Below are 12979 nucleotides of genomic sequence, written 5' to 3'. Positions count from 1 at the left end.
GGATGTTTGTGATAATTTTTGTTTTATCTATCTATAATGAATGAAAGGGGGAAGTGCCCGTGAGTGTAGATTTTGATTTTATTATACGAATCGGTGTTGCTGGCTTGTTAGGAGCAATGATTGGTATTGAAAGAGAAATTCGATCGAAAGAAGCTGGATTAAAGACTCATTTCCTCGTAGCGGTAGGAAGTGCGTTAATAATGGTTGTTTCGAAATATGCCTTTTCAGATATTGTGTTTGAAGAGCATACGTCTCTAGACCCAAGTCGTATTGCAGCACAAGTCGTTAGTGGAGTTGGTTTTTTAGGTGCAGGCACAATTATTATTCAAAAGCAGGCGGTGAAAGGATTAACGACCGCGGCTGGTTTATGGGCTACTGCCGGTATAGGATTAGCAATTGGGGCGGGAATGTATGTAGTAGGCATTGGAGCGACGATTCTCGTTTTAATTGGTTTAGAAATTGTAAGTCGTATTTTTAAGGTGCAATTTTTATTTCCACAAAATATAACAGTGCAAATGTTTGCAAATAAACATGAAGCGGTACAACAAATATTAGAAACACTACAAGTGAAAGGCATCCCAATACTCTCATATGAGGTGGAAGCTTCACAGCAAGGTACAGAAACTGTTTATAAGGTAGGGATGCAACTGAAAAATATATCGTCAGAAGAAAAGAATGAGTTTATTCAGCATATGCAAACATTACCGGAAGTTACGTTTATAAAGTTAAAATCATAGTGTTGAAAACGTGGATAGATGTAGCAGGAATTTTGCTATTATCTATCTTTTTTGATATAAAATGCACGGAAAGTCAAGCGTTAATTTTACATGAAATGAATATATGTGTGAACGTTACCTTATTTTTTCTCAATACAGGACAAAAAGTAAAAATAGTAAAATAATGGAGCGGGACACTAAAAATGTAAGGTAGGGGAGAGTATGAAAGGCTATTCAAAGAAAATGTTAGTAGGGGTAAGTTTTGCTAGTTTAATGTTAGGGAGTTTTCAAGGGGTAAGTTTGGCAGAAGATACTAAGGGAGAGCAAGTTTCTTATCGAAATGTGCTCAAAATGGAGCCAGTCGGTGTACAACTACCAGTACAAGAATTAGCTCATTCATCGAAAGTGCTCGAAAGCAAGTCTTTTGAGAAAAGGCTACAATTTGCCGATTTATCACAAAGACCGCCTGAGGTAAAAAAGGAAAGTAAGCAATTAGCTGTAGCGAAAACTTATACAATTGCTGAATTAAATCAATTAAGCAATCAGCAGTTAGTAGATTTACTTGTAACAATTGATTGGGAGCAGATTACGGGGCTATTTCAGTTTAATACAGACAGTCTAGCATTCTATCAAAATGATAGTAGAATGCAGGCGATTATTGATAAATTGAAGCAGCAAGGACAAGCCTATACGAAGGATGATTCAAAAGGGATTGAGACATTAGTAGAGGTATTACGTTCAGGATTTTATTTAGGATTTTATAATTCGGAACTTAGTAAATTAAATGAACGAAGTTATCATGATAAATGCTTACCTGCATTAAAAGCGATGGCTAACAATTCAAATTTCAAGCTGGGTACATTAGAGCAAAATAGAGTGGTATCATCATACGGAAAGTTAATAGGAAACGCTTCGAGTGATGTGGAAACGATAACATCAGCTGCAAAAATTTTTAAACAATATAATGATAATTTTTCTACATTAGTAGATAATCTTTCAGCTGGAAATGCTATTTACGATATTATGCAAGGTGTTGACTACGACATTCAATCGTATTTGTACGATACGAGGAAAGCACCGAAAGATACAGTATGGTATCAGAAAATAGATAGTTATATTAATGAATTAAGTCGTTTTGCATTAATGGGAACGATTACAGCAAAAAACGGTTGGCTTATTAATAATGGCATTTATTATACAGGTAGACTCGGTACGTTCCATAGTACAGGAACGAAAGGGTTACAAGTTGTAACAGATGCGATGAAAATTTATCCGTATTTAGGGGAGCAATATTTCGTAGCTGCTGAGCAAATCGCAACGAATTATGGCGGAAAAGATGCAAATGGTAAAGTGGTGAATTTAGATCAAATAAGAGAAGATGGAAAGAAAAAATATTTGCCAAAAACGTATACGTTTGATGATGGGGCAATTGTTTTAAAAGTTGGAGATAAAGTGACAGAAGAAAAAGTAAAACGTTTATATTGGGCGGCAAAAGAAGTGAAGGCACAATTCCATCGTACGGTTGAAAGTGATCAACCTTTAGAAAAAGGAAATCCTGATGATGTATTAACGATAGTTATTTATAATAGCCCAGCAGAATATCAATTTAATCGTCAATTGTACGGATATGAAACGAATAACGGTGGTCTTTATATAGAAGGAACAGGTACGTTCTTTACTTATGAGCGTACGCCAGAAGAAAGTATTTATAGTTTAGAAGAATTATTCCGACACGAGTTCACACATTATTTACAAGGTAGATATGAAGTACCAGGATTATGGGGACAAGGGAAAATATATGAAAATGAAAGATTATCTTGGTTTGAAGAAGGGAATGCTGAATTTTTTGCAGGGGCAACGAGAACGGATAATGTTGTACCGAGAAAGAGTATTATAGGAGGATTATCTTCAAACCCAGCGGAGCGTTATACGGCAGAGCGAACGTTAAATGCAAAGTATGGAACGTGGGATTTCTATAATTATTCCTTTGCTTTACAATCTTATATGTACAATAAGAGATATGATATGTTTGATAAAATACATGATCTTATTAGGAAAAATGATGTAACAGCATATGATGCATATCGCTCTACATTAAGTAAAGATGCGAATTTAAATAAAGAATATCAAGACTATATGCAAATGCTAGTTGATAATCGTGAGAAATATAACGTGCCATTAGTATCAGACGATTATTTAGCAAATCATGCACCGAAACCAGTTTCAGATATTGCGGCAGAAATAACGGCGGAAGCAAAATTGAAAAATGTATCAGTGAAGAAAAATAAATCACAGTTCTTTAATACATTCACACTACAAGGAACATATACAGGAACTGCAGCAAAAGGAGAATATGAAGATTGGAAAACAATTACACAAAACGTTAATGATACGTTAAAACGTTTAAGTGCAAAGGAATGGACAGGCTATAAAACAGTAACAGCATACTTCGTAAATTATCGCGTGAATGCATCAGGACAATTTGAATATGATGTTGTGTTCCACGGTATTAATACAGAAGAAGGTGCAGAGAATAAAGCACCAGTTGCAGTTATAAACGGTCCGTATAGTGGAAATGTAAATGAAGCAATTTCATTTAAAAGCGACGGATCAAAAGATGAAGACGGGAAAATTACTTCCTATAAATGGGAGTTTGGTGATGGAGCAGTAAGTAATGAGCAAAATCCAACTCACGTATATACAAAAGAAGGAACGTATACAACGAAATTAACGGTAACAGACGATAAAGGAGCAACTAATACTGCTACAGCGACTGTAACTGTTCAAAAGAAAGAAGATAACAGTGTAGAAAAAGAACCGAATAACTCATTCCAAACAGCAAACAAACTGCAGTTAAATCAAGTTTTACGTGCTAGTTTAGGAAATGGCGATACAAGTGATTTCTTTGAAATTAATGTGGAGACTGCTAAAAACCTTCAAATTAACGTAACGAATGAAAATAATATCGGAATGAACTGGGTACTTTATTCTGAAGCAGATTTAAATAATTATGTTACGTATGCTCAGCAACAAGGGAATAAACTAGTAGGTAGTTACTACACGTATCCAGGGAAGTATTATTTACATGTGTATCAGTATAGTGGTGGAACAGGGAATTATACGGTGGAAGTAAAGTAGTAAAAAGGGAGTTGTCTTTTTCAATGAATGGCATAAGGTCTATACTTTATTGGAAAAACAATTGTAGGAAATGTCTATAATGATAATAACAAATTAAGTGCCGAGAGATGTTATATTTACATTAAACAAATCTAATCAGTAAATGAGATAAAGTCGATGAACTATTCTTTCATCACGATGTAAGAATAGTTATAAATATTAAGTGCGTTTAATGTAATTAAACTAAAGGATTAGAGTGTATCTGTAACAATAGATAAGCTCTGATCCTTATTATTTTTAATTAACTAAACAGAAAATTTTTGTCGCATTAGCAAGGGATACTAATAGAAAAGCGTGTCCCTTTACCTAAGTTACTCTCTATCTCTATATCTCCGTTTAATTCTTTAATAATACTATAAGCAATCATAGTACCAAGCCCAGTTCCTTTTTCTGTTGTTGAATAGAATGGCAAAGCAATTCGTTTTATTTGTTGAGATGACATCCCAATTCCTGAATCAATAATATCAATTATGATATTTCCTTTTACTTTTTGTATATTTATTTGTAATAATCCACCATTTTTCATAGCCTCAATTCCGTTTTGGATGATGTTGTTTAGACAGAGTTTGAATTTTTCAGGGTCCCCATTTATATAAAAGGAATCTGTACTATTTTGTTTGATTTCAACTTTGTATGATAGAGCGAGTGGTGAAATAGTATCTTTCACCTGATTTAAAATGTGATTAATATCTATTTTCTCTTTTAGGGTGTTCTGTGGTTTGGTTAAAGATAAATAGTTATTAATAGTAGCTTGTATTTGCTGCATTTCAATTAACATGATTTCTAAGTATTGATCCTGAGATAGCTTAGAGGCATGTTTTTCATTTAATAATTGAGTGAATCCATGTACCGTGGTTAGTGGATTGTGGATTTCGTGTGCAATTGACGCTGCTAGTTCGCTAGCTATATAAAATTTTTCAGCTCGTTGTAGCTTTTCTTTCATTTTATATTTCTCAATCATTCCCTCTATTAAATAAACTGATAATAATACTGTGAAAATATTAATGATTATGTAATTTAATAAAAATTCTATGAGAGTAGAGTCTATTTTCCCTCCTGTATGTATTTGAGTTACAATACCGCAAATAGAAAGTGAAGTTGTACATACTAAAATAAGGAGTAAGCTTAATAATACTTTTTTTTCTTTAACATACATAGGTAATAAGTAACGAAAGAGCATTGTTATACCAAAAATAATAGTGAAGATAATAAATGATGGAAGAACGCCATTTCCGCCTAAGTAAAACCGATAAGAAAGATATAAAATTCCTATAAAAACAATGTTTTTTGTATTTCCATATAGAAAAACTAATATTATAGGAATAAAACGTAAATCATAAATAAATCCCACATGTAAATGAAAAGGAAAAGTCATACAAAAAATAATAGCAATGGAGGAAAGGATAGAAAATAATATATTATTACATGTTATTTTTTCTTTAAACTCTAGCCAAAATACGTGATAGCTAAGGATACAAATTATTATAATAAAGGTATTTAATAAAAGAGTAGAAATTCCCATAGTTTTGCATCTCCGATAGTTTGTAAGTAGAATTATGTATGAGTTGGACATAGATGTTTAGTATTAGTAGACTTTTTATTTAAAAAAGGAAGGGTAATTGAAAAACATGCTGTTATATTACTCGTATTAAAATTGATAAGGAAAATAGAAAAAGTCTATTTGAATTTATGTACATATGAAATTATAAACTATTTTTTTATAGGTAAAATTTGGATTGAGTTGCTGATAAAATAAGGTTTTTTAAGTATGAATATTCTGTGAAAATGATATGCGTGTTGACTCCTGTTTTGTAGCCTTCGTTATATTAACATGGAATATATCAAATTACAAAGTGAAATTTTAGAAAAATTTTATTAGTACATTTTATCTGAAATAGAAATGCTATTTATGTGAGTATTTTGGTACTTACTCGTATAAAACTTTGTTAGAAAAAGACTTTAAAATTTACATGTTTTTTATGAAGCGTAATATTGTAGCTTTATCTATGTAGGTTTCTTAATAACTATTAAGGTGAGAGGTTAAGATATATAGGTTTATAGATATGAATTATTACATAAAAACGCACTTAGAAAAGGGTGTATGATGGTAATGGAATACAAACATCAAGGGGGAACTTAAAATGAAGTTAAATAAACTAGTGCTTAGTTGTGGATTAGTTTCAGCATTAACACTTGGTGTGTTAGGGAATAATACTTATGCTGAAGAAGTGCACAAAACGAATAATCCAATTCATGTAGTTGAACACGTTTCTGCAGACTTATTATTAACTCAAACAATGGATTATAGTGGTGAGGCTGTAACTTCTTTCGTATATGATGGGAGTACTGACTTAAGCTTTTCTATGAAAAATAATGGTCAAAATACAATGGGATATAGTGTAAAAGGTCCAAATACAGAGCTAATTGTTGGTGGTTATATAAAACCTGGAGAACAACAAATTAATGTTACAAATGTACGGAATGCTTTATCTCCATTACCGAATGGAACATATAAAATTTATGTTTCAAATGATGATGGTTCTAAGGGGCAATTCCAAGTTTCAGTAAGATCTATGAATTAAATTTAAAACGCTTTGCTTTTAAGTTAATTTAATCTTTACTTATTGGAAAGAAGCTAAATTGAATTGAGAATTACCGATAAAAATGAAAACGAGCACCTTATCTAATTGTGAGAGGGTGTTCGTTTTTTGCTATTAAACAGAAAACAATTATAAATACATTTTGATATTTCCATTGCTAATCTACTAGTTTGTGTCAACGAGAGAATGTCTACTATAAAAGATATTAAAATAAAGATGATGTAACATTCAGCTAAATTATATGGGGAAATAGAAAAACCACTCTTATATAAGTGGTTTTTAGTAATTATTTTTAGGTTATACATTTAAAATTAGGCTAAGTTATAGAAATAATAAACATTTAATCCGTTGTTATTATTTTGGTTCTGGATAATGATTGTAGTATGAGATTCTAATAAATTCTTGGTAGACATTTGTTAATTTGGCATCTCTAAGAGCATCGTTGAATTTTTGCATACGTACACTCCCTTGAGCGTAGCCTCCACCTGGAGTATAAGGGTTTCTTGCTTCAAAGTCATCCAAAAATACTTTTAATTTTTTATAGTCTTGAGATTGATAGAAAGCCACGGCCTCTTCAGGAGTGACATCAAAGTAAGAGGATGACGTTGAGTTATAAGAAGCTGCTTGAGCAGTAGGTGCCTCTAGCATAGTTGCAGCTCCACCGAACATAGTAAGCGCCATAGAAGATACAATAATTTTTTTAAACATAATAAAACCTCCATGTAGAATATTGGATTAATAGTAATCCTGTAATCATTATAGTTACACTGAAAATGATTATCAAATGCAATATTGCATAATGTATCCCGCTATTTTTGGGCAGTAAGAATCCCGCCCAAAAATTCAATGAAAGCAAAGAAGTTAGATGGGAATCGGGCGAATTAAAGTTTCACTTTATTCTTTGAACGAGAAGTCACTTTTATATTTAAATGGAGGAGTGTAATAGATTAAAAGAGGTGTATAAATTACTCGGATTAACAAGAAAATGAAAAGGCTATTTTTAATAGGGGGAAAGCTTAATAACTGGAGTAAAGGAATTGCTATTTATATATTTAACATACATATTTGTTTTTTAAATTGTAGGCGCATTTTAGAATTTGTATATAGTAAATTCGTTAAAAAACTTGATAAATAATAAAATGTGTAAATTTTTTGACTATTTCATTAAAATTATTTAATATTTGTAATTTATTGTTTTATAATGATAATCGGGTCGGTCGTGAATGTTTTAGATATTGCGATATATACTCGGATTAATATATTCTAGGGAGGTTACAAAATTGGGTAAGAGAGTCATTATAAGAGTTTTTACATTATTATCAGTACTGGCATTATTCCTTAATGTATTTTTACCTAGGGCTAGTGCAGAGGTTATGACGCATGAGAAATATTCAATGGACTGGAGTTATAGTAATAGTCTAGGTAAGTACATTCGCACTGAAATGATTAAAAATTCAAGTGGTCAAATTGCTTATTGCTTAACTCTTGGATTAAAATCACCAAATGGTGAAGATCTTCCTGAAATGGGGAAAACAGATAATGTAGTATATAGAGTCTTATTAAATGGTTTCCCACAAAAAAGTGCTGAACAGCTGGGAGTAGCTAATAAAAATGAAGCGCATTATGCAACGCAACTTGCGGTTTGGAATGCATTAGGTCAACTCGATGTAAATGAATTAAAACATGAGAATAAAAATGTTGAAAAAGCAGCTAAGGCTATTATTAGTAATGCTAATAATAGTGAAGAGACTCAAGATATTTTTATGAATGTGATTCCTGCTGAAAAGCAAAAAGCAGAATTAAAGGGTGAATTCTTCGAAACAAATCTATATTCAGTACAAACAAATGCTAAGGGTGGTTCTTATAAGGTAGTAGCGAAAAATGCACCTAATGGAGTTAGAATTGTAAGTGAAAATGGTGAAGTGAAAGATCAGCTTTCAGTTGGAGAAAAATTTCGTATCCAAATTCCTAAGAATACAAAAACGGGTGAATTTAATTTAAGTGTTGCTGCTAATTTAACTAAAGTTCAAGCAATTGCTTACCGTGGTACGGATACTGTTCAGAATGCTACAGTACTATTAGAAAGAAATGAAGAAAAGCTTAGTAGTGATCTTGCAGTAAATTGGGAAGCAGCTGGTTCTTTAAAAATTAAAAAGGTTGGAGAAAATGGAGAAGTTTTAGCTGGTGCAGTATTTGAGGTCTTTAATGCAAATAATGAATCAGTTGGAAAAATCACGACTGGTGCTGATGGTATGGCAGAATTAAACAACTTACCAATTGGTACTTACACATTAAAAGAAATTAAAGCACCAACAGGCTATGTTTCAGATGATAAACCACAAACTATTGAAGTTAAGACAGGAGAAACAGGAGCTGTCCAAATAGTAAATAACAAAGTAAAAGGTAACATCGAAATTAAAAAGCTCAGTGATTCAGGAAAGGTTTTACCAAATGTTGAATTCACAGTCTTTACTGAAGATGGAAAAGAAGTGCAAAAAGTAGTAACAAAAGAAAATGGAATTGCAAACGTTGAAGGTCTTACGTATGGTAAGTATTATTTCTTAGAGACAAAAACACCTAATGGATATATTGGAAATAAAACAAAGTATCCTTTTGAAATTAAAGAGCACAATAAAACACTTACTTTTACAGTGGAAAATACCGAAGTGAAAGGTAGTGTAAAATTACTAAAAGTAGATAATGAAGATATTAGCAAAAAATTAGAAGGTGCAGTATTTGAATTGAAAGATGAAAGTGGAAAAGTAGTTGGGGAATATAAGACAGATAAAAATGGCGAGATTAACGTCAAAGATTTAGCGTATGGTAAATATTCATTTGTAGAAAAGGCTTCTCCACATGGTTACGTTCTTGTTAAAGAACCAATTATGTTCGGAATAAAGGAACATGGGAAGATTATTGAGTTATTGGCAGTTAATCATCATATCAAAGGTGATCTAGAAATTACAAAGGTAGATGTAGCTGATGGAAATAACAAGCTTCCAAATGCAGAATTTACGATTTATAACGAAGCAGGAAAAGAAGTAGTAAAAGGAAAAACAGACGATAAAGGAATCGCTAAATTTGAAAAATTACCATTTGGAAAATACACATATAAAGAAACTGTTGCGCCAAAAGGTTATGTATTAAATGAAGAAACGTTCTCTTTTGAAATTAAAGAGAATGGTCAAATCATTAAACACATTGTCAAAGATGAAAAGATTCCTTCAATAAAAACAACAGCTACTGATAAAACAGATGGTACAAAAGAAATGCACACGTCAAAGTCTGTAACAATCCAAGATAAAGTGGAATACAAAGACCTACAAGTAGGTAAAGAATACACTGTAAAAGGTAAATTAATGAATAAAGAGACTAATAAACCATTAGTTGTAAATGGTAAAGAAGTAACAGCTGAAACGAAGTTTACACCAAAAGAAGCAAATGGCTCTATTACATTAGACTTCACATTTGATGCAACTGGTTTAGAAGAAAAAGAGGTAGTAGTATTCGAAGAGTTATTGAAAGAAGGAAAAACTGTTACAACACATGCTGATATCAATGATAAAGGTCAAACAGTTAAGTTCGTTAAGCCATCAGTAAAAACGACAGCAACAAACAAAGCTGATGGTGGAAAAGAGATTCATTCAAAGGATTCTATCACTATCCAAGACAAAGTGGAGTATACTAACTTAGTTGTAGGTAAAGAGTACACTGTAAAAGGTAAACTAATGAACAAAGCTATTAACAAACCATTATTAATTGATGGAAAAGAAGTAACAGCTGAAACGAAGTTTACTGCAAAAGAAAAGAACGGTTTTGTAACATTAGACTTTACTTTTGTTGGTGCTGAACAGCAAGGAAGAGAAGTAGTCGTGTTTGAAGACTTATTACATGAAGGGCAAGTAATTACAACGCATGCTGACATTAATGATGTAGGTCAAACAGTTCGATTTGTAGAACCTTCTATTAAAACGACAGCAACAAACAAAGTTGATAGTTCTAAAGAGTTAGACGCTTCTAAATCTGTAACAATCCAAGATAAAGTGGAATACAAAGACTTAATCGTGGGTAAAGAGTACGTTGTAAAAGGTAAACTAATGGATAAAGCAACAAACAAGCCATTATTAGTTGATGGTAAAGAAGTAACAGTAGAATCTAAGTTTACTGCTAAAGAGAAGAATGGTTCTATCACACTAGATTTCACATTTAATGCTTCTGCATTACAAGGTAAAGAAGTAGTAGTATTTGAAGAACTGTATCAAGATAATATATTAGTAGCTATTCACGCTGAAATTGAAGATAAGGGACAAACAGTGAAATTTAAAGAGGTAAAGCCGGAACAACCTAAACCAGAACAGCCAAATTCAGATAAAAATACTCCAACACCAGAGCAGCCTAACGAGCAAGTAAAAGAACAACCACAACCTAAGCAAGAAATTCAATCTAAAATTGGATGGTTACCGCAAACAGGTACTAATCTTACAAGTTGGATCTCTATGGCTGCAGGCGCATTACTGTTAATTGTTGGTGGAGTGATTTTCTTAAAACGTAAAAATGCATAGAAATTAAAAAATAAGCACATCTGTTTTTTAACAGGATGTGCTTATTTTCTTACATATCTTTGATTTAAAATAAAATTTTTGCAGGATCAATTAAATTCATTTCTTGTTATGCAAACACATTTTCAGCGGAAATAACGTCTTCACTATTTTGCGCAGGACAGACTTTATAAAAAATGGCTACGTTTCCTGATTTTAAAATAATCCTCTCAAATTGCAATTCTGCTTTTCTAAAAGCTTTACTGCATCAACAATAGAAGTAATTGCTAAAAAATTTTTCAAATAAAATTTATAAAAACTTGATAGGCGATACCAAGTGTAAATACCGTAGCTACTATATGTGCAGTCCATTTAGGCATATTTAAATTTAATACGGTATTGTACAAGATCCCATATAAGATACAAATGATTAATACAAATGCAATGAATTGAAGAACTAATAAAAATAGCGGTTGTTCCATTTATTCTCACTTCCTTTATTTAATATATTAATATAATTTATTTGGAAGTGAAAGTTTTATTTCTATGAATTTCCAAAAATATGATATGAAAGGAATAGTGGTAATCACAAGAATTACTGCAAAATATACTGTAACTAAAAGTATTATTACGAGATCAGTAAAATAGTAAAGAAGGTCACCATTCACGGCGACCTTCTTTACTATGCGTTATACCCAAATAATTTTAAATCTTCTCCAGACCCTGAAATGATTTTCTCAAATCGTAATCCTACTTTTTCTAAAAGTTTTCCTGAGGCAATGTTATCTATAGAAGTAATTGCTACAATTCGTTTCATGCCGAGCTTTTGTACACCGTATTCGATTATCGCAGAAGCTGACTCGTAGCCATATCCTTTTGAACGGAATGTTTCTAAAAAGGCAAATCCGATATCAACGTCTTCTAATGAATCTCTTTTAATAAGGCCACACATACCAAGTGGAGTGAGATCTTCTTTTCGTTCTACTAAGTAAAGGCCAAATCCGAGTTTGTTATACATATCGATGGGACCGTTTACAATATAATTTTTTGCATCTTCTAAGTTTCTAACCCCTTTGTCACCGATAAACTGAATCCATGCAGGATCGTTTACTAATTCAAGAATAAAAGAAGCGTCTTTTATATCAAACCAACGAAGATTTAGACGTTCGGTTTCAAGAACTATCAATTATTACACCACCTTTAAAAAGTTATAACAATTAGTATGGATTGTGTAAAACAAAAGTGCAACATATTTTAATGGGGGTGTTTGTTCACATAAAGTTCGTTTGTTTTGTATAGAGAGATATTTTATAATTAGGATTGATTGTAAAGAGTGAGATACTTATACAATGACTCCTAGGTGACTAGGAGTTTTTACTATATAACTATCATTATTACTAAATATGACACACTACACATTCTACTCAAGGAGGTACATAATGAAGAAATTATATAATGCATCGTTTACGTATTTGATTATCGGTTTATTATCAGGGATTTTCGCTAGGGAGTATGGTAAGTATAAAGGGATTTTAGGATCTACTTTGTTAAATCTTTTGCATACACATACACTTGTACTTGGCTTTTTCTTCTTTTTAATTGCTTTAGGATTAGCAAAAGTATTCGCGTTTCATGAAGTGCAAGGGTTTAATAAGTGGTTTGTTTTACATAACATTGCATTAACATTAATGTTAGGTTCGCTAGCAGCGAGAGGGCTTCTTCAGTTAAATGGAGCTGACTTTAAAGGGTTAACTTATATTGTAGGGTTTTCTCATTCGTTGATGGCAGTTACTTTAATTTGGTTTATGTTGTTAATAAAGAAATCGTTTAAAATGTAGTGAAAAAGAACTTGTAGCGTGTGCTGCAGGTTCTTTTTTTATGTTCAGGTTAAATAATCTTATTTTTCTAATTATTTTGTATAAAGATGGTATACTTGTTTTAAAATTAA

The 12979-nt window shown here is 31.9% G+C and carries 9 protein-coding genes; 5 read left to right on the top strand and 4 right to left on the bottom strand.

From position 1 onward, the window contains the following. Positions 1-59: 59 nt before the first annotated feature. Together IBT51_RS09475 and colA are read left to right on the top strand one after the other, a co-directional pair. Positions 60-737, top strand: a complete 678-nt coding sequence (locus tag IBT51_RS09475) for an MgtC/SapB family protein (RefSeq protein ID WP_200458104.1) — start codon at positions 60-62, stop codon at positions 735-737. Between the two features lie 201 nt (positions 738-938). After that, positions 939-3854, top strand: a complete 2916-nt coding sequence (gene colA, locus IBT51_RS09470; protein ID WP_200458105.1) for a collagenase ColA — start codon at positions 939-941, stop codon at positions 3852-3854. Positions 3855-4161: 307 nt separating this feature from the next. On the opposite strand, the gene IBT51_RS09465 is transcribed toward colA, so the two are convergent. Then, positions 4162-5415 carry a sensor histidine kinase gene (locus IBT51_RS09465; protein WP_200458106.1) on the bottom strand — a complete coding sequence of 418 codons (1254 nt, stop codon included), beginning with the start codon at positions 5413-5415 and terminating at the stop codon, positions 4162-4164. Positions 5416-6034: 619 nt separating this feature from the next. Between IBT51_RS09465 and IBT51_RS09460 the strand changes: the two genes are divergently transcribed. Further along, complete coding sequence (locus IBT51_RS09460) at positions 6035-6475, top strand: hypothetical protein (protein ID WP_088022911.1); 441 nt, start codon at positions 6035-6037, stop codon at positions 6473-6475. A 372-nt stretch (positions 6476-6847) separates the two neighbouring features. On the opposite strand, the gene IBT51_RS09455 is transcribed toward IBT51_RS09460, so the two are convergent. Beyond that, positions 6848-7201 (bottom strand): hypothetical protein, encoded by a 354-nt coding sequence (locus tag IBT51_RS09455; protein WP_000473483.1) that lies wholly within the window; start codon positions 7199-7201, stop codon positions 6848-6850. A gap of 572 nt (positions 7202-7773) precedes the next feature. Here IBT51_RS09455 and IBT51_RS09450 point away from each other — a divergent pair. Continuing rightward, positions 7774-11055, top strand: a complete 3282-nt coding sequence (locus IBT51_RS09450) for a VaFE repeat-containing surface-anchored protein (RefSeq protein ID WP_200458107.1) — start codon at positions 7774-7776, stop codon at positions 11053-11055. Between the two features lie 275 nt (positions 11056-11330). Here IBT51_RS09450 and IBT51_RS09445 read toward each other — a convergent pair whose 3' ends face one another. Continuing rightward, positions 11331-11513, bottom strand: a complete 183-nt coding sequence (locus tag IBT51_RS09445; protein WP_088024250.1) for a hypothetical protein — start codon at positions 11511-11513, stop codon at positions 11331-11333. Between the two features lie 200 nt (positions 11514-11713). After that, the gene (locus IBT51_RS09440) at positions 11714-12217 is read right to left on the bottom strand and encodes a GNAT family N-acetyltransferase (RefSeq protein WP_016512486.1); all 504 of its coding nucleotides are present in this window, start codon (positions 12215-12217) and stop codon (positions 11714-11716) included. A gap of 253 nt (positions 12218-12470) precedes the next feature. Here IBT51_RS09440 and IBT51_RS09435 point away from each other — a divergent pair, with 253 nt between their 5' ends. Then, on the top strand, positions 12471-12869 hold the full coding sequence (locus tag IBT51_RS09435; protein ID WP_000737896.1) for a DUF2871 family protein: 399 nt from the start codon (positions 12471-12473) through the stop codon (positions 12867-12869). Positions 12870-12979: the final 110 nt, after the last annotated feature.

It is taken from the genome of Bacillus sp. S71, assembly GCF_016625265.1.
Taxonomy (GTDB): Bacteria; Bacillota; Bacilli; order Bacillales; family Bacillaceae_G; genus Bacillus_A; species Bacillus_A cereus.
The sequence above is the reverse complement of the archived record's forward strand: the minus strand, read 5'-3'. Positions and strand labels throughout refer to the sequence as shown.